This window comes from Enterovirga aerilata (genome assembly GCF_013044135.1).
Taxonomy (GTDB): Bacteria; Pseudomonadota; Alphaproteobacteria; order Rhizobiales; family Beijerinckiaceae; genus Enterovirga; species Enterovirga aerilata.
In genome coordinates this window covers 245,642-262,897 of record NZ_JABEPP010000002.1, presented here as the reverse complement: position 1 = coordinate 262,897, position 17,256 = coordinate 245,642, and the positions used below count along the sequence as shown (strand labels likewise).

Genomic DNA, 17,256 nt, shown 5'->3' with positions numbered 1-17,256 from the left:
CGATATCGCGCCCCTACACCAGGCGCGATTTCTCCAAGGCCGCTCCGATGAAGCTCGTGAACAAGGGGTGCGGCTCGAGCGGGCGCGACTTCAGCTCCGGGTGGAACTGCACGCCGATGAACCAAGGGTGGTCCTCGTATTCGACGATCTCCGGCAGCAGCCCGTCGGGCGAGAGGCCGGAGAAGATCAGCCCCTTGTCCTCCAGGCGGTCACGGTAGGCCATGTTGACCTCGTAGCGGTGGCGATGCCGCTCTGAGATCTCCGTCGCGCCGTAGATCTCCGCGACCCTGCTGCCCTGGCGCAGGCGCGCCGGATAGGCGCCGAGCCGCATCGACCCGCCGAGATCGCCGTTCGCCTGGCGCTTCTCGAGCTCGTTGCCACGCAGCCATTCGGTCAGCAGGCCCACGACAGGCTCCGGCGTCGGCCCGAACTCGGTCGAGCTCGCATCCGGCACTCCGGCGAGGGAACGGGTCGCCTCGACGACCGCCATCTGCATGCCGAAGCAGATGCCGAAATACGGGACCTTGCGCTCGCGGGCGAAGCGGGCGGCACGGATCTTCCCCTCGCTGCCGCGCGCGCCGAAGCCGCCGGGCACGAGGATGCCGCCGACGCCCTCGAGGAACGGCGCGGGATCCTCGCGCTCGAAGATCTCGCTTTCGATCCAGTCGAGATTGACCTTCACGCGGTTGGCGATGGCGCCGTGGTTCAGCGCCTCGATCAGCGACTTGTAGGCGTCCTTGAGCCCCGTGTACTTGCCGACGACGGCGATCTTCACCTCGCCTTCCGGGTTCTTCACCGTCCTGGCGATGGCGGCCCAGGGCGCGAGATTCGGCTCGCGGGCGCTCCGGACGCCGAAGATGCGCAGGACCTCGTCGTCGAGCCCGGCCGCATGGTAGGCGAGCGGCACGTCGTAGATCGAGGCGACGTCCCGCGCCTCGATCACGGCGCTCTCTCGCACGTTGCAGAACAGGCCGAGCTTGCGCCGCTCCTCGCGCGGGATCTCGCGGTCGCAGCGGCAGAGAAGCACGTCGGGCTGGATCCCGATGGAGCGCAGCTCCGCCACCGAATGCTGGGTCGGCTTCGTCTTGAGCTCGCCAGCCGATGGGATGTAGGGCAGCAGCGTCAGGTGCAGGTAGAGCGCCTGGCCGCGGTCGAGCTCCTGGCCGAGCTGGCGGATGGCCTCGAAGAAGGGCAGGCCCTCGATGTCGCCGACGGTGCCACCGATCTCCACGAGCACGAAGTCGAAGCCCTCGTTCCCGGAGAGGACGAATTCCTTGATGGCATTGGTGACGTGCGGGATCACCTGCACGGTCGCGCCGAGATAGTCGCCGCGCCGCTCCTTGGTGATGATGTCCTGGTAGATGCGGCCCGTGGTGATGTTGTCGTCCCGCTTGCAGGGACGCCCGGTGAAGCGCTCGTAATGCCCGAGGTCGAGATCGGTCTCGGCGCCGTCGTCGGTGACGAAGACCTCGCCGTGCTGGTAGGGGCTCATCGTCCCTGGATCGACGTTGAGATAGGGGTCGAGCTTGCGGAGCCGAACCTTGAAGCCCCGCGCCTGGAGGAGCGCGCCGAGCGCTGCCGAGGCGAGACCCTTGCCGAGGGAGGAGACCACGCCGCCGGTGATGAAGACATACCGCGTCATGGGAGGCCACCCTTAAGCGCTCGAAACGGCCTTGAACAGGCCCGGGCCCGCGCCGGGCCCTGCGATCAACAACGGAAGAGGAGCGCCCGGGCGAGCCCGGGCGGCGGGACAGCGGCGGAGCCCGGCCCGTCTAGCGGGACTGGGGCACCTGCGGCTGGGCGGGCGCGGTCGGCGAGATCGGCGTCGCAGGCTGCTGCATGCGCTGGAGCTGGTCCAGTACCCCGCCGCCCTGGCTCCCGGCCGGCTGGTTCTGGGCCGGCGCCCCGGAGACGGGACCGTTCTGGTCGAAGATGGAGCGCGGGGCCGAGCCGCGATGCGCCAGGATGCCGAGCCCGAGGCTCGTCATGAAGAACAGCGTGGCCAGGATGGCCGTCGCCCGGGACAGCGCATTGGCCTGGCCCCGCCCCGTCATGAAGCCGCCGGCCGAACTCGACCCGCCGCCGAGCCCGAGCCCGCCCTCGGAGCGCTGGAGGAGCACCACGCCGATAAGCGCGAGCACGATGAGCAGGTGGATGACGATCAGAACGGTCTGCATGGGGAGCCTGAGGCGCGAGCCGGCGCGCGTTGCGCGTGCCTGTAGCACGCGCGATGTGGCGTTTGGAAGGCGCGCCCGCCAGCCCGGGCCGGCCGTCCGGCCAGGGGAGTGTTCGGAACGTACCGAAAGGCGTGGCGTTCTCGGCCTCGTATGCGAGGCGGCCCGGGCCGAGTTCGCACCCGGCCATGGACGCCGCCGCCGTGATCAACGACCTCTGGTACAAGAACGCCGTCATCTACAGCCTGAACGTCGGCACGTTCATGGATTCGAACGGCGACGGGATCGGCGATTTCGTCGGCCTGACCAGGCGCCTCGACTACCTGCACGGCATCGGCATCGACGCGGTCTGGCTGCAGCCCTTCCAGCCCTCGCCGTTCAGGGATGACGGCTACGACGTCGTCGACCATTACGGCGTCGATCCGAGGCATGGCAGCCTGGGCGACTTCGTGGAGTTCACGCATGCCGCCAAGAGCCGCGGCATCCGCGTCCTGATCGACCTGGTGGTCAATCACACATCCGACGAGCATCCCTGGTTCCAGTCTGCCCGCAGGGACCCGGATTCGCCCTACCGGGACTGGTATGTCTGGTCGGAGAAGAAGCCGAAAAACGCCAACGAAGGCATGGTCTTCCCGGGCGTCCAGGAGACCACCTGGACCTGGGACGACAGGGCCGGCGCCTACTACTTCCACCGCTTCTACGAGTTCCAGCCCGACCTCAACACCTCGAATCCGCGCGTCCAGGCCGAGATCCTCAAGATCATGGGCTTCTGGCTCCAGCTCGGCGTGTCGGGCTTCCGCATGGATGCGGTGCCCTTCATCATCGGCACGAAGGGCCCGGATGTGGTCAAGCCCGTCGAGCAGTTCGACATGCTGCGCACCTTCCGCGAGTTCATCCAGTGGCGGCAGGGCGACGCCGTGATGCTGGCCGAGGCCAATATCCTGCCGGAGGACGACCTCGACTATTTCGGGACGGACGGCGACCGCTCCCACATGATGTTCAACTTCCAGGTCAACCAGAACCTGTTCTACGCGCTCGCCTCCGCGGAGACGAAGCCGCTCGTCCAGGCGCTGAAGGCCACCAAGGCTCGCCCCGCCTCGGGTCAATGGGGCCAGTTCCTGCGCAACCACGACGAGCTCGACCTCGGCCGGCTCACGGAGGAGCAGCGCAACCGCGTCTTCGCGGCTTTCGGGCCCGAAGAGCATATGCAGCTCTACCATCGCGGGATCAGGCGGCGCCTCGCGCCCATGCTCGGCGGCGATCGCCGCCGGCTCGAACTCGCCTACAGCCTCATGTTCACGCTCCCGGGCACGCCCGTGCTGCGCTACGGCGACGAGATCGGCATGGGAGACGACCTGTCGCTGCCCGAACGGAACTGCGCCCGCACACCCATGCAGTGGTCGACGGAGCCGCAGGGCGGCTTCACGAAGGGCGACAAGCCGGTCCTGCCCGTCGTCACGGGCGGGCCCTGGGGGTTCGAGACGATCAACGTCGCCGCCCAGCGCCGGGACCCGAACTCGCTTCTCAACTGGACCGAGCGGATGATCCGGGCCCGGCACGAGGCTCCGGAGATCGGGTGGGGCGACTACGCCCTGGTCGCGACCCGCGATCCCGGCGTGATCGCGCTCCGCTACGACTGGCGCGGCAACTCCGTCCTGGTCGTCCACAACCTGCACGACGCGCCTCGCGAGGTCCGCCTGCGTGCGGGCACGCCGGAGGGCGACCGCCTCATCGATCTGCTCGGCGACGGCCACAGCCGCGCCGAAACCGATGGCCGGCATCGCCTGGTGCTGGAGCCCTACGGCTATCGCTGGTTCCGGGTCGGCGGGCTCGACTACATCCTGAACCGGCAAGAGATCTGAGAAGCGAGAAGCGGGAGGCTGATGCGGCTGCCGTTTAGGTCCGTGTCCATTCGGGACGGCTTTACCGCCGCGGGTGAGGCCAGCCCTCCTAAGCCATCCCGGGCCGGTCGCGGTCGAGGCCCTTCTGCAAAAGGCGAGCCTCGTAGTCGCGCATGATCTCCGCCTGGCGCTCGCCCATGTCGAGGAGGAAGGGCCAGCTATAGATCCCGCTCGAATGGCCGTCGTCGAAGGCGAGGCGGACCGCGTAGTTGCCGACCGGGTCGACGCGCAGGATTCGGACGTCGCGCTTGCCCGCGATCAGCCTGCGCTCGCTCGGGCCGTGACCCTGCACCTCCGCGGAAGGACTTTCCACGCGAAGCAGTTCGGCCGGGATCTCGACCCGGCGGCCGTCGTCGAATGCGATGGCGAGCACGCGCTTGTCGGCGAGAAGACGGATCTCGGTCGGCCAGATGTCCCGGGTCACGGCTTTGTCCTGCCTCAACGGACGGGCCTGCGTCAAAGGGCTGGCGCCTTTGGCGGTCCTGACGATTTACCCGCGCCCTGCGACACCTTAGATTGGCTACGAACTTCCTCGTCGCGAGAACCGCCCCGAGCATGTCAACGATCAACCTTCCGCCGCCCGGGCCGGTCGGCGGCCGAGCGAACCTGATCGACCCTTTCGGCCGGCATGTCACCTATCTGCGGGTGTCGGTGACGGATCGCTGCGACCTCCGCTGCGTCTATTGCATGGCGGAGGAGATGACCTTCCTGCCCAAGCGCGACCTGCTGACGCTGGAGGAGCTCGACCGCGTCTGCACGGCCTTCGTGCGCAAGGGCGTGAGGAAGCTCCGCATCACGGGCGGCGAGCCGCTCGTGCGGCGCGACATCATGAGCCTGTTCCGCTCGCTCTCGCGCCACCTGAGGTCCGGCGAGCTTTCGGAGCTGACGCTCACGACCAACGGCACGCTCCTGTCCCGCTACGCGGACGAACTCGCGGCCTGCGGCGTCCGCCGCATCAACGTCTCCGTCGATTCGCTCGACCCGGAGCGCTTCCGGCGCATCACGCGCCGCGGCGACCTCGCCCAGGTGATGCGCGGCATCGAGGCGGCGCAATCCGCCGGCATCAAGGTGAAGATCAACGCGGTGGCGCTGAAGGGCGTGAACGAGGACGAGATCGAATCCATGGTGGCCTGGGCGCATGGCCGCGGCATGGACGTCACCTTCATCGAGGTGATGCCGCTCGGCGATATCGAGCCCGAGCGGATCGACCAGTTCATGCCGCTCTCGGTGGTCCGCGACCGCCTGGCGCAGCGCTACACGCTGACCGACACGAGCGAGCGCACGGGCGGGCCGGCGCGCTATGTCCGCGTCGCCGAGACCGGCGGGCGCATCGGCTTCATCACGCCGCTCACGCATAATTTCTGCGAGAGCTGCAACCGCGTCCGCCTCACCTGCACGGGCCAGCTCTTCATGTGCCTCGGCCAGGAGGATGCGGCCGACCTCAGGGCCGCGATGCGCGGCTCGGAGGGGGATGCGCGGCTCGAGGCCGCGATCGACGAGGCGATCTCGCGCAAGCCCAAGGGCCACGACTTCGTCATCGAGCGCCAGGCGCGGCCGGCGGTGCCGCGGCATATGAGCGTCACCGGCGGCTGAGGGCCGCGATCCACAAGGCCGGCCCTGCAAGAAGGCCGGGATTTTAAGCAATCGTCAACTTGCCGGCTTGACGCTCGCCTCCGCCTGTCCTTGAGGTTGCTGCGCATCGACGGACGCTGCCCAGCGAAGCGGCGCCAGAGGAAAACGCGTGACCTCCCTGCTCCAACTCAGCCGCGGGATCGACGGCCTTACCCGCGCGATCGGACGCATCTCGGCCTGGGCGATCCTGGTCGCAATCCTCGTCTCGGCCGTGAACGCGATCGTCCGCAAGGCCTTCGGCATCTCGTCGAATGCCTGGCTCGAACTGCAATGGTACCTGTTCGGCGCGGTCTTCATGTTCTGCGCGCCCTGGACGCTGGCCGCCAACGAGCACATCCGCATCGACATCCTCTCGGCGAAGCTGTCGCAGCGCGGGCGCAATATCATCGAGTTCATCGGGCATTTCCTCTTTCTCCTGCCCTTCGCGCTCGTGATGACGGTGCTCTCCGTGCCGTTCTTCCTGACCTCGTACCGGAGCGGCGAGGTGTCGAGCAGCGCCGGCGGGCTCACGATCTGGCCGGCCAAGGCGCTGATCCTGATCGGCTTCGCGCTCCTCCTGCTGCAATGGGTGAGCGAGGTGATCAAGCGGGTCGCCATCGCCCGCGGGCTCATGGAAGACACGCAGGGGGTGGGTCACCAGGCCGCCGCGGAAGCCGAGGCCGAGCGGCTCCTTGCCCAGAGCGGGGACGATCCCGCCGTGAAGCCGCCCGCCCTGCAGGGCTGACCCGGCGCTCCGACGACGCAACGCAATCCAGAGGGTCACGTGGCTGAACTGATCGCCCACAACCTCGCGCCGATCATGTTCGCCGCGCTGGTCGTGTTCCTGCTGCTCGGATACCCGGTGGCCTTCGCGCTGGCCGCGAACGGGCTCCTCTTCTTCGTCATCGCGGTCGAGCTCGCGCCCTACGCGCCGCAGGAGATCTCGCTGAGCTGGCCGCTGCTCCAGGCGCTGCCGGAGCGCGTCTTCCAGGTGATGTCGAACGAGGTCCTGCTCGCGGTCCCGTTCTTCACCTTCATGGGGTTGATCCTCGAGCGCTCCGGCATGGCGGAGGACCTGCTCGACACGATCGGCCAGCTCTTCGGCACGATCCGCGGCGGGCTCGCCTATGCGGTGATCTTCGTGGGCGCGCTGCTGGCCGCGACGACGGGCGTGGTGGCCGCCTCCGTGATCTCCATGGGCCTGATCTCGCTGCCGATCATGCTGCGCTACGGCTACGACCGGCGCCTCGCCTCGGGTGTGATCGCGGCCTCCGGCACGCTCGCCCAGATCATCCCGCCCTCCCTCGTCCTCATCGTCATGGCCGACCAGCTCGGCCGCTCCGTCGGCGACATGTACGAGGGCGCCTTCCTGCCCGGCCTGATCCTGTCCGGCCTCTATGCCGGCTACGTCTTCCTGATGACGCAGCTCTACCCGAAATCGGCGCCGGGCCTGCCGGTGGAGGCGATCGGCTATCGTGAGCCGAACGGTGCCCGCGGCGTATGGCAGCTCGGCGTGCTCGTGCTCTTCTCGGGCCTCGTCGGCTACTACGTGATGGGCCAGACCGGCATCAAGGCGGGCGCCGACTTCGTCATCCTGACGATCTGCGTCTCGACGGTCGTCGCCCTGATCTGCGCCGTGATGCATCGCTTCCTCGGCCCGGCCCGCGTGGCGCTGTCGGCCGCGATCGTGGTGGCGCTCGGGGCGGCGTATCTCGCGCTGCACCGCTCCTATCCGAGCTACGAGGTCACGGCGATCGTCCTGGAAATGGTGGCTGCCGCGGCCCTCTACGCCTTGATCGTCGGCCTCGCGGAGCGCATCGGCGGCCTCACGCTGATGTCGAAGATGGCGACGCAGGTCACCTTCGTGATGGTGCCGCCCCTGCTCCTGATCTTCCTCGTGCTGGGCACGATCTTCATCGGCGTCGCAACCCCGACGGAGGGCGGCGCCATGGGCGCGCTCGGGTCCATCATCCTCGCCGCCTTCAAGCGTCGGCTCGACCGCAACCCGGCCCGCTTCAACTGGACCCTGCTCCAGCAGGCCACGGAGGCGACCGCGAAGCTCTCGGCCTTCGTGATTTTCATCCTGCTCGGCGCCCGCGTCTTCTCGCTCACCTTCTATGGCGTGAACGGACACCTCTGGGTCGAGCACCTGATGACCTCGCTCCCGGGCGGCCAGATCGGCTTCCTGGTCGTCGTGAACGCGCTCGTCTTCGTGCTGGCGTTCTTCCTCGACTATTTCGAGCTCGCCTTCATCATCATCCCGCTGCTCGGGCCGGTGGCCGACAAGCTCGGGATCGACCTCATCTGGTTCGGCGTGATGCTGGCGGTGAACATGCAGACGAGCTTCATGCATCCGCCCTTCGGCTTCGCGCTGTTCTTCCTGCGCTCGGTCGCCCCGAAGGTGCCCTATCTCGACCGCGTCACGGGCAGGCAGATGGCGCCCGTGACCACCGGCCAGATCTATATGGGGGCGATCCCCTTCGTGGTGATCCAGCTCATCATGGTCGCGATCGTGATCTTCTATCCGCAGATCGTGATGCACTATAAGTCGGCGGCCCCGGTGGTCGATCCGGCCGCCGTCCAGCGCAGCCTCGACAACCTCATGGTGCCCGGACTGGACGGCCCGGGCGGCCCGGCCGGGCTGCCGCCGATCGATCTCGGCGCGCCGCCAAGGATCCAGTGACGCTCCGCGCGCTCATCGTCGGCCTGGTCTCGCTCCTGGGCACCGCCGGCGCCTGGGCGCAGTCCGCGTCGCCGCAGACGACGATCCGGATCGCCACGGAGGGCGCCTATCCGCCTTTCAACTATGTCGAGAACAACGAGCCGGCCGGCTTCGAGATCGAGCTCGGCCGCGCCATGTGCGAGGCGATGGGGGCCTCCTGCAGCTTCGTCCTGCAGGACTGGGACGGGATGATCGGCGGGCTCAAGGAGCGCCGCTACGACGCCATCATGTCCTCGCTCGAGATCACCAAGGAGCGGCGCAAGCGGGTCTCGTTCTCCAGACCCTATTACCGCATCCCCGCCGCCCTGATCGCCCAGAAGGCGACCGCTGCCAGCGCCTCCGGCGGGGTGCCCGACCTGGTCGGCAAGTCCGTCGGCGTGATCGCGGAGAGCGAGTTCGCTGGCTTCCTGGAGAGCAACTACCCGAGCACGGAGCTCCGCCCCTTCGCCAAGCAGGAGGAGGCCAATCTCGACCTGCTGACGGGCCGGCTCGACTACGTGCTCGGCGACAAGCTCGTGCTGTTCAGGTTCCTGCAGAGCCGCGAAGGCAAGACGTGCTGCCGCTTCGTGGCGGATCTGCCGGTCGATCGCGGCGAGGGAATCGGCGTGGGCGTCCGCCGGGGCGATGCCGCGCTCGTCGCCTTCTTCGATGCGGCGATCGGGCGGGTGATCGCGAGCGGCGCCTACGACCGCATCCGGGCGAAGTTCATCCCGTTCGATATCAAGTGAGCCGGTTTGACCCGCCCGCGCGGGCTCCCTAAGAGCGGCCGGCATTGCAGGGGGAAACGATGGCGAGAGTGGCGTTCCTGGGCCTCGGCGTGATGGGCTATCCCATGGCCCGGCACCTCGGCCAGAAGGGGCACGAGGTCACGGTGTACAATCGCACCTTCGCCAAGGCCGAGAAATGGGTCTCCGAGAACGGCGGCCGGGCCGCCAGGACGCCGGCCGAAGCGGCGGAAGGGCAGGAGATCGTCTTCGCCTGCGTCGGCAACGACGACGACCTCCGCTCGGTCACGACGGCCAGCGGCGGCGCCTTCGAGACGATGGCCAAAGGCGCTGCCTTCGTCGACCACACCACCGCCTCGGCGCTCGTGGCGCGCGAGCTCGAGGCGGTCGCGACCGAGCGCGGCTTCGGCTTCGTCGACGCGCCGGTCTCCGGCGGCCAGGCCGGCGCGGAGAACGGGGTCCTCACGGTCATGTGCGGCGGCGAGGCGGAAACCTACGCGCGCGTCGAGCCGGTCATCATGAGCTACGCGCGGTCGTGCCGCCTCCTCGGACCGGCGGGCTCCGGGCAGCTCGCCAAGATGATGAACCAGATCTGCATTGCGGGCCTCGTCCAGGGCCTCGCCGAGGCGATCCATTTCGGCAAGCATGCCGGGCTCGACATCGAGGCCGTGCTCGACGTGATCTCGAAGGGCGCCGCCGGCTCCTGGCAGATGGAGAACCGCGGCAAGACCATGAACGAGGGCAAGTACGAGTTCGGCTTCGCGGTCGACTGGATGCGCAAGGACCTGTCGATCTGCCTGGACGAGGCGCGCCGCAACGGCGCGACGCTGCCCGTCACCGCGATCGTCGACCAGTTCTACGGCGAGGTGCAGCGCATGGGCGGGAACCGCTGGGACACGTCCAGCCTCCTCGCCCGCCTGCAGCAGAGCGCGAAGAAGGGCTAGTCCGAGCTCGACGAACTCGGCCGCCGAGGGCCTGCCGCGAGCGGGAGAGGCGGTCCGAAAGTACCGCCTCTTCGGTCCACAAACCGCCCGACGGAGCGACCCGCAGCCCTGCCCCTCAGATCGCCTTCAGCGACGGCCGCGTCGTGATCCTCGACGGATTGCCCGGCTCCGTCCAACGGTCCGCACCCTCGTGGTACTTCGTGCGGGAGAAGCGCCAGAAACGCCTGTTTCGCCATCCGCCGAGATTGCCGTCGTTCTTGTGCTCCCAGTCGTAGACGAACAGCCTGTCCACGTTCAGGTCGGACGTGAAATGCCGGGCGACCAAAAAGCCGTTCTCTTCCGCGATACGCTCCACGTAAGATGGAGACGGCCTGCTTCCCGTTCCGTGCAGGCATTCCTCGATGACGTTGGAATTTCCCTCTACGAGGACGATCTTTTCAGGGTTGGTGGAGTCGCACACGACGCTTTCCAGGACGATTTCGTCGGCCATCGCGAAGCATCGACTGAGATGTCCATCGACGTCGGGAATGTGGTACAGCAGACCGAAGTGAATAAGCAGGTCGAATCTGCCGAAACGAGAGAAATCCTGCTCGAGGTCGTGCTGCTCGATCCTGAGGCGATCGACCTTGCGGTGCTTCAGCCTTGCCAGGCGAACCGTCTCTTGTCGCCCTTCGAGACATAGCACCTCGGCGCCGAGATCCGCAAAGAAAGCGCCGATATCGGACAGGCCTGAGCCTAGCTCGAGGATGCGCTTCCCCCGGAAAAAATCCTCGCCGTAGATCTCAAGGATCTTGTTGATCCGCTTGATCCGCCAGTAGGCGTAGCTGACCTCGAATATCGCATCGTTTCGCATCGCTATATTGAGCGCGACATACTGGTCAATGGGTGATAGCGCCGCCGTAAAGACGAGCTTCTCGAAGCGATCGAAGTTCCAGGGCAATCTCTTCAGGCCCCAGAACGTGTCGGATGCTGCCCTTTTGGCGTTCAGAAAGGTGGCAAGCATCGAGAGGTCCCCTCTCTGACCGCGGGCGAGGGTTTCGTCGCAAGGGCGCCACCCGTTGGATAGGCTTCGACGACGGCACCGGCAACCCGAGAAGAGGGAGTAACTCCGGAGTTACAGGGCGCTTGGCTGGACGGACCTCGTCTGTATGCTTGGGCGATCTCGTTGGGGCGCGGCCTGCCGCTGCGGCGCCGTCGGGGCCAAGCCGATCGAACGAGACGCTAGCCTCCGACCAGTCGTGCGACCTCCGCCCGCAGCACGGGCAGGAGCTCGGCCTCGAACCAGGGATGGCGCTTCAGCCATCCCGAGTTGCGCCACGACGGATGGGGTAGCGGCAGCAGGCGCGGCCGGCGCTCCTCGGCGAAGATCTCCCGCCAGCGCCGGACGGTCTCGGTGAGGCCGGACCGGCCCCGCCCGAGATGCCAGCCCTGGGCATAGAGCCCGATCACCAGGACCAGCTCGAGGCGCGGCAGGGCGGCGAAGACCGGCTCGCGCCAGGCCTCCGCGCATTCGCGCCGCGGGGGCATGTCGCCGCCATGCCTGTCATAGCCCGGGAAGCAGTGCCCCATCGGCACGATAGCCAGGCGTGCGGGGTCGTAGAAGCGCGCCTCGTCGAGCCCGAGCCAGCTCCGCAGCCGCACGCCCGACGGGTCGTCGAACGGCCGGCCGCTGATATTCGCGCGATTGCCGGGCGCCTGGCTCGCGATGCAGAGCCGGGCCCCGGCCGAGCCCTGCAGGATGGGCCGCGGCTCGTGCGGCAGCCTCTCGCCATACCGGGGGCTATCCCGGCAGACCCGGCACGCACGCAAGCGCGCCGCGATCGTCTCGAATTCCTCCGCCTCGTCCCACAGCTCGGCGCCCATTGCGGGCAGAAAGCCCGGCCCGCCCTCCCCGTCCATGCGGCCGGATGCGCGTCAGGCCTTCGCGCTCGGCCGGGCCGACAGCGCCTCGTGCCAGCGTCGCACATGGGTGAACTCGTCCGGGACGGCGAGCTTCGCCGGCTTCATGAAATCGAGCCCGACGAGGCCGGTGATGTCGGCCACCGTGAAGCTCGGCCCGCAGATGAATCTCTGCCCGACCAGCTCCTTGTCGAGAACGGCGAGGAAGCGGTTGACGCGCTCCTTGTTGGCCTCGCCCCAGGCCGGCACCTGCGGCACCTCCATCTGCGCCATGGCGGGGTGAAGGTGGCGGAACACCGCCGCGACCGGCACGAGGAGGCCGAACTCGATCCTCCGCTGCCACATCTCGACGAGCGCGCGCGAGAACGCGTCCGTGCCGAAGAGCGGCGGTTCCGGCTGCAGCTCCTCGAAGTAGCGGCAGATCGCGATGGTCTCGGTGAGCACGAAATCGTCGTCCAGGACGAGCGCCGGCACCTGCTGGACGGGGTTGAGGGCCGAATAGGCCTCTCCCTTGTGCTCGAGTCTCGTCAGGTCGATCTGCTCCGTCGGGATCGTGATCCCTTTCTCTGCGAGGAAGATCTTCACCCGCCGCGGATTGGGCGCGCGGCCGGAATCGTACAGCTTCATGATGTTCCTCCCGCTCCGCATCGGCAGTCCCGGCCCGCTTGTCGCGGAGCCGGCAGTCTCGGGCAAGACAAGATCTCAGCGCGGATGCGCCTCGCGCCATTCCGCCGGCCGCTGGAAGGTGCCTGCCCAGAGACCAAGGCGGCGCCGGCGGGCCTCCCGCTCCTCGGCCTCGTACCGGCCATAGGCGGTCGCGAGGCCGGCCGAGACCAGCGCCGCGCCGACGTCCCGGCCGCCCGCCTCGCAGACCGCGAGGTCGCGGGCATAGCGGTCGCGCCCCGCGACACGGCAGGTGAGGCCGGGTCCGGCGAGCCGGCGCAGCTCCTCCCGGGCCGTCTCGCCGCAGCGATAGAGTTCCCCTCCCCGCTCGCAGGTCTGACGGAGCTCCGGCGCATCGATCCCGGCGATGCGGAGCCGCCGTCCGCCGAGCTCGATCGTGTCGCCGTCGACGACCCGCACGTCGCCGGCGAGGCGTTCCGGTTCGCGCCGGACAGACACGGCCCCGATCGCGAGCGCGACCAGGACCAGGGTCGCGATAAGACCGTCCAGGCGACGAAGCATGGGGCGCCAAAGAGGCCCGCCCGGTGAACGTCGACTTTACGGATATCGTCAGGAGGAGGTTAACGTTTCCGAAGCATGATGCTCGAACCGGCGCGTAACCCCGGCGAGTGTGCGTGCGTAAATGGGCGAGTTGACGGCTCAGATCGTTCAGCAGGGGCGTGGCCCCGCGCTGCAGGGCGCCGTGCAACGCCGCAAGCTCGCCAAGGAGATGCGGAGCGCACGCGAGAAGCTGACCTCCTCCGTCGGCCTCGAGCGCTCCTACGAATACGAGCTCGTCCGCCTCTTCGCACAGTATCATAGCGGCAGCTCGATCCTGCTGCTGGTCTTCGCGACCGTCATCGCGCTTGTCTCGTCGCTATGGGTGCCGATCGGCCAGACCACCAGCTGGCTCTGCATCGCGGTCGTGGTGATCGGCACGATGCTACTCCTCGCGCAGCGCTTTCTCGCCACGCCGGCCGAGGAGGTCCGGCTCGCCGAATGGCGGCGCCGCTTCATTCTGCTCGAGCTCATCACCGGCCTGACTTGGGGCCTCGCGGTCCAGACGCTCGCGCATGTGGAAGCCGGGACGAACGGCTTTGCGCTGTTCGTCGTCCTGATGGTGACGGCCGTCACGACGAGCCTGTCGGCCACGATCCCGCTGGCGGTCTATCTCGGGCTCGCGCCGCTCGCCGCGATCGCGCTCTCGATCGCGGCCAACCAGCGCGATTTCGACGCGATCATGCTGCTCGCGATGACGTCCAGCGCGATCCTGTTCTTCGTGATCCTGGCGAACCGGCTCTATTCGAGCGCGCTCTCGACCATCCAGTCCCGGTCGGAGAAGGACGCGATGTTCGCCGAGCTCGAGCAGGCGAAGGCGAACTCGGACGAGGCACGCCGTCGGGCCGAGGAGGCGAACCTCGCCAAGTCGCGCTTCCTCGCCACGATGAGCCACGAGCTGCGCACGCCGCTGAACGCCATCCTGGGCTTCTCGGAGGTGATGCAGAACGAGGTGTTCGGCACGCACGCGACGCCGGCCTACAAGGACTATTCGGCCGACATCCATGCGTCGGGCCAGCACCTCCTGACCCTCATCAACGAGATCCTCGACCTCTCCCGCATCGAGGCGGGACGCTACGAGCTCAAGGAGGAGGCCGTCCAGCTCGCCCATATCGTGGCCGATTGCCGCCACATGCTGGCGCTGAAGGCCAAGGCCAAGAACCAGACCTTCCGGGAGTTCCTGGACCCCTCCCTCCCCCGCCTGTGGGCGGACGAGCGGGCCGTCCGCCAGATCGTGCTCAACATCCTGTCCAACGCGGTCAAGTTCACCCCGCAGGGCGGCGAGATCACGATCAAGGTCGGCTGGACCTCGTCCGGCGGGCAATATGTCAGCGTAAAGGACACCGGGCCCGGCATCCCGGAGGAGGAGATCCCGGTCGTCATGTCGTCCTTCGGCCGCGGCTCGCTCGCCATCAAGACGGCCGAGCAGGGCTCCGGCCTCGGCCTGCCCATCGTGAAGGGCCTGATCGACCTCCATGGCGGCGGGTTCCAGCTCAGGTCGAAGCCGCGCGAGGGAACGGAGGTCATCGTGACCTTCCCGGCGGCGCGGGTCATCGACGCGCTCCCGGCGGTCGATGTCGAGCGTCGCAAGAAGACGCAGGCGGCGTGACCGCGCCCGGCCCCAGGTGACGAACGGGCGCGGGCACGCCACATAGGGCGCATGGCGCCCGTCTCCACGCCCTGCCTGCGCGTCTGCATCCTCGATCCCGAGACCGGGCTCTGCGAAGGCTGCGGCCGCACGCGCGAGGAGATCGCGCGCTGGGGCAGCATGAGCGAGGAGGAGCGCCTCGCCATCATGGCGGGGCTTCCGGAGCGGATGGAGCGGCTTCTGCTGCCTGCCGCCTCGGAGGAGAGCGCCTGATGGGCGCAGCCGGCTGGGGCTGGATCCTCGCCATCTTCGCCTGGGTGGTCGCCGTCGCCGGACGGGGCCCGATCCTCGGTTTCGCTCCGGGCGAGATCGCGGCGGCGCTCGGCCTGCTCGCCGTCGCGCTGATGCTGACCGGCTGGGCGACCGAGCGGGCGCGCGGCGGCTGGCGCAACGCTCTCGGGGCGGTTTTCGTCTGGGCGCTGCTCCTGAGCGGGATCGGAGCGGTCTATCTCCACCGCGCCGAGCTGTCGGAGGTCGCGCGTGCGGTGCGCGACGATATGGGGCTCGGCTTGCCCGAGACGGTGGTCGGCGAAGGCGGCGAGGTCGCGGTGACGCGCCGCTACGACGGCACCTTCCTCGTCCCGGCCAAGGTCAACGACCGCGAGGTCCGCTTCCTGTTCGATACGGGGGCGAGTTCGGTCGTGCTCTCCGCCGAGACGGCCGAGGCCCTCGGCTTCAAGCTCGAGACCCTGAGCTTCCGCATCCCGGTCTCGACCGCGAACGGGCGCGGTCTCGCGGCGCCGATCACGCTCGAGCGCCTTGCCGTGGGACCGATCCAGGTCCGGCGCCTTCCCGCGCTCGTCGCCCGTCCGGGCATGCTGGAGGGCAACCTGCTCGGCCAGACCTTCCTGGAGCGCCTCGATTCCTACGAGGTGCGTGGCAAGCGTCTCGTCATGCGGGCCGCGAGGTCCTAAAGCCTTCCGGAAAATCCAGCCTCAGAGAGGAGCCGTCCTTGCCCGAGACCATGACCGCGATCGAGATCACGAGCCCGGGCGGCCCGGAGGTGCTGAAGCCATGCACCCGCCCGGTGCCGCAGCCGAAGGACGGCGAGGTGCTGATCGAGGTCCATGCGGCCGGCGTCAACCGCCCGGACGTCTTCCAGCGGAAGGGCCATTACGATCCGCCGCCGGGCGCGCCGGACATCCCCGGCCTCGAGGTCGCCGGCCGGATCGTCGCGGTCGGCCCGGGCGTTTCGGACTGGAAGGCGGGCGACGCGGTCTGCGCGCTCGTCGCCGGCGGCGGCTATGCCGAGTTCTGCACGGCGCCTGCCCAGCAATGCCTGCCGGTTCCGGACGGCCTCGGCATGGTGGAGGCGGCGGGCCTTCCCGAGACCTTCTTCACCGTCTGGAGCAACGTGTTCGACCGCGGGCAGCTGAAGGCGGGCGAGAGCCTGCTCGTGCATGGCGGCTCCTCGGGCATCGGAACGACCGCGATCCAGCTCGCGAAGGCGGCGGGGGCGCGCGTGTTCACGACGGCGGGCAGCGCCGAGAAATGTGAGGCCTGCCTCAAGCTCGGCGCGGACCGCGCCATCAACTATCGCGAGGAGGATTTCGCCGCCGTCGTCAAGGAGGCGACCGCCGGCAAGGGCGTCGACGTGGTGCTGGACATGGTGGGCGGCGACTACATCGCGCGCTCGATCTCCTGCATGGCGGCCGACGGCCGGCACGTCTCGATCGCGTTTCTTCGCGGCTCCAAGGCGGAGATCGACTTCAATCGCGTGATGCGGAACCGCCTCACGCTGACGGGCTCGACGCTCCGGCCCCGCCCGGTCGCCGAGAAGGGCGCGATCGCGGCGAAGCTCAAGCAGCATGTCTGGCCGAAGCTGGCCGAGGGCACGATCCGCCCCCTCGTGCACGCGACCTTTCCGCTCGCCGAAGCCGCAAAGGCGCATGCACTCATGGAATCGAGCCAGCATATCGGCAAGATCGTACTCGTGGTGCGGGGAGCAGCGGAATGACGCCGATTGCGAACGTCAACGATCGGGCGAGCATCGAACGGATCTATCCGCTCGACCGCTTCCGCCAGGACGCGAACCGCAACAGCATCCCGAACAGCCGGGTCGTCTACGGTCTGACCGTCGTGTCGCCCCCCGACGAGAACGGCGCCTTCCACCTGCAGCAGGCGGAGCGGCAAAGCGGCGAGCGCGACCGCGATCCTGTCGGCTATGCGGTCTTTCTCCCGGCGACGGGCTGCTCCGGCGACCTCGAGGCGGACAAGGCCGATTACGCGGCCTTCATCGGGCGCGTCATCGAGGCGGCGCGACGCGTGCGCGAGGTGGAGCCAGCGGATGACCGCCTGAGCGGCTTTCACGGCGGCTGACACGAGGGCCGGGTGAGTTGACCTTCTTGGGAAAAAGCGGGCCGGCGCAAAGCTTTACTCTGGTATTCCAGAGCTGATTCCGGCTAGAGTTC

General features: G+C 68.3%; 18 protein-coding genes. 11 read left to right on the top strand and 7 right to left on the bottom strand.

Features of this window, described 5'->3' with window-relative positions; translation table 11 throughout:
* Nucleotides 1-13 precede the first annotated feature (13 nt).
* Together pyrG and secG are read right to left on the bottom strand one after the other, a co-directional pair.
* The gene (gene pyrG / locus HJG44_RS06460; protein WP_171217540.1) at nt 14-1,642 is read right to left on the bottom strand and encodes a CTP synthase; all 1,629 of its coding nucleotides are present in this window, start codon (nt 1,640-1,642) and stop codon (nt 14-16) included.
* Nucleotides 1,643-1,772: 130 nt separating this feature from the next.
* Nucleotides 1,773-2,177, bottom strand: coding sequence for a preprotein translocase subunit SecG (gene secG, locus HJG44_RS06455; RefSeq protein WP_171217539.1), 405 nt, complete (start codon nt 2,175-2,177; stop codon nt 1,773-1,775).
* Nucleotides 2,178-2,377: 200 nt separating this feature from the next.
* On the opposite strand from secG, the gene HJG44_RS06450 reads away from it, so the two are divergent.
* Nucleotides 2,378-4,036: an alpha-amylase family glycosyl hydrolase gene (locus HJG44_RS06450; protein WP_171218177.1), complete on the top strand. Its 1,659-nt coding sequence runs from the start codon at nt 2,378-2,380 to the stop codon at nt 4,034-4,036.
* A gap of 88 nt (nt 4,037-4,124) precedes the next feature.
* Here HJG44_RS06450 and HJG44_RS06445 read toward each other — a convergent pair whose 3' ends face one another.
* Nucleotides 4,125-4,499 (bottom strand): gamma-butyrobetaine hydroxylase-like domain-containing protein, encoded by a 375-nt coding sequence (locus HJG44_RS06445; RefSeq protein WP_171217538.1) that lies wholly within the window; start codon nt 4,497-4,499, stop codon nt 4,125-4,127.
* Between the two features lie 131 nt (nt 4,500-4,630).
* On the opposite strand from HJG44_RS06445, the gene moaA reads away from it, so the two are divergent.
* From moaA to HJG44_RS06420, 5 genes are all read left to right on the top strand, one after another.
* Nucleotides 4,631-5,668 (top strand): GTP 3',8-cyclase MoaA, encoded by a 1,038-nt coding sequence (gene moaA, locus HJG44_RS06440; protein WP_171217537.1) that lies wholly within the window; start codon nt 4,631-4,633, stop codon nt 5,666-5,668.
* Between the two features lie 148 nt (nt 5,669-5,816).
* On the top strand, nt 5,817-6,431 hold the full coding sequence (locus tag HJG44_RS06435) for a TRAP transporter small permease subunit (protein ID WP_171217536.1): 615 nt from the start codon (nt 5,817-5,819) through the stop codon (nt 6,429-6,431).
* A gap of 75 nt (nt 6,432-6,506) precedes the next feature.
* Nucleotides 6,507-8,369: a TRAP transporter large permease gene (locus tag HJG44_RS06430; protein WP_171218176.1), complete on the top strand. Its 1,863-nt coding sequence runs from the start codon at nt 6,507-6,509 to the stop codon at nt 8,367-8,369.
* Nucleotides 8,366-9,136 (top strand): transporter substrate-binding domain-containing protein, encoded by a 771-nt coding sequence (locus tag HJG44_RS06425; protein WP_171217535.1) that lies wholly within the window; start codon nt 8,366-8,368, stop codon nt 9,134-9,136. The genes HJG44_RS06430 and HJG44_RS06425 overlap by 4 nt, the downstream gene beginning before the upstream one ends.
* A 59-nt stretch (nt 9,137-9,195) precedes the next feature.
* Nucleotides 9,196-10,077 carry an NAD(P)-dependent oxidoreductase gene (locus HJG44_RS06420; protein WP_171217534.1) on the top strand — a complete coding sequence of 294 codons (882 nt, stop codon included), beginning with the start codon at nt 9,196-9,198 and terminating at the stop codon, nt 10,075-10,077.
* A gap of 115 nt (nt 10,078-10,192) precedes the next feature.
* On the opposite strand, the gene HJG44_RS06415 is transcribed toward HJG44_RS06420, so the two are convergent.
* The 4 genes from HJG44_RS06415 to HJG44_RS06400 all read right to left on the bottom strand — a co-directional run bounded on the left by HJG44_RS06415 (nt 10,193) and on the right by HJG44_RS06400 (nt 13,161).
* Nucleotides 10,193-11,080: a class I SAM-dependent methyltransferase gene (locus HJG44_RS06415; RefSeq protein ID WP_171217533.1), complete on the bottom strand. Its 888-nt coding sequence runs from the start codon at nt 11,078-11,080 to the stop codon at nt 10,193-10,195.
* Nucleotides 11,081-11,298: 218 nt separating this feature from the next.
* A complete protein-coding gene (locus tag HJG44_RS06410) occupies nt 11,299-11,940 on the bottom strand; it encodes a uracil-DNA glycosylase family protein (RefSeq protein ID WP_171218175.1) in 642 nt (213 codons plus the stop codon).
* Nucleotides 11,941-11,991: 51 nt separating this feature from the next.
* Nucleotides 11,992-12,603, bottom strand: coding sequence for a glutathione S-transferase family protein (locus HJG44_RS06405; RefSeq protein WP_171217532.1), 612 nt, complete (start codon nt 12,601-12,603; stop codon nt 11,992-11,994).
* 75 nt (nt 12,604-12,678) lie between these two features.
* The gene (locus HJG44_RS06400; protein WP_171217531.1) at nt 12,679-13,161 is read right to left on the bottom strand and encodes a thermonuclease family protein; all 483 of its coding nucleotides are present in this window, start codon (nt 13,159-13,161) and stop codon (nt 12,679-12,681) included.
* A 121-nt stretch (nt 13,162-13,282) separates the two neighbouring features.
* On the opposite strand from HJG44_RS06400, the gene HJG44_RS06395 reads away from it, so the two are divergent.
* The 5 genes from HJG44_RS06395 to HJG44_RS06375 are packed head-to-tail and all read left to right on the top strand — an operon-like array spanning nt 13,283 to nt 17,164.
* Nucleotides 13,283-14,806 (top strand): sensor histidine kinase, encoded by a 1,524-nt coding sequence (locus tag HJG44_RS06395; RefSeq protein WP_171217530.1) that lies wholly within the window; start codon nt 13,283-13,285, stop codon nt 14,804-14,806.
* A gap of 51 nt (nt 14,807-14,857) precedes the next feature.
* Nucleotides 14,858-15,058, top strand: coding sequence for a DUF1289 domain-containing protein (locus tag HJG44_RS06390; RefSeq protein ID WP_171217529.1), 201 nt, complete (start codon nt 14,858-14,860; stop codon nt 15,056-15,058).
* Entirely contained in the window at nt 15,058-15,759 is a 702-nt protein-coding gene (locus tag HJG44_RS06385) for a retropepsin-like aspartic protease family protein (RefSeq protein WP_246736096.1), read from the top strand. The genes HJG44_RS06390 and HJG44_RS06385 overlap by 1 nt, the downstream gene beginning before the upstream one ends.
* 50 nt (nt 15,760-15,809) lie before the next feature.
* Nucleotides 15,810-16,802, top strand: coding sequence for an NAD(P)H-quinone oxidoreductase (locus tag HJG44_RS06380; RefSeq protein ID WP_171218173.1), 993 nt, complete (start codon nt 15,810-15,812; stop codon nt 16,800-16,802).
* The gene (locus HJG44_RS06375; RefSeq protein ID WP_171217528.1) at nt 16,799-17,164 is read left to right on the top strand and encodes a hypothetical protein; all 366 of its coding nucleotides are present in this window, start codon (nt 16,799-16,801) and stop codon (nt 17,162-17,164) included. The genes HJG44_RS06380 and HJG44_RS06375 overlap by 4 nt, the downstream gene beginning before the upstream one ends.
* Nucleotides 17,165-17,256: the final 92 nt, after the last annotated feature.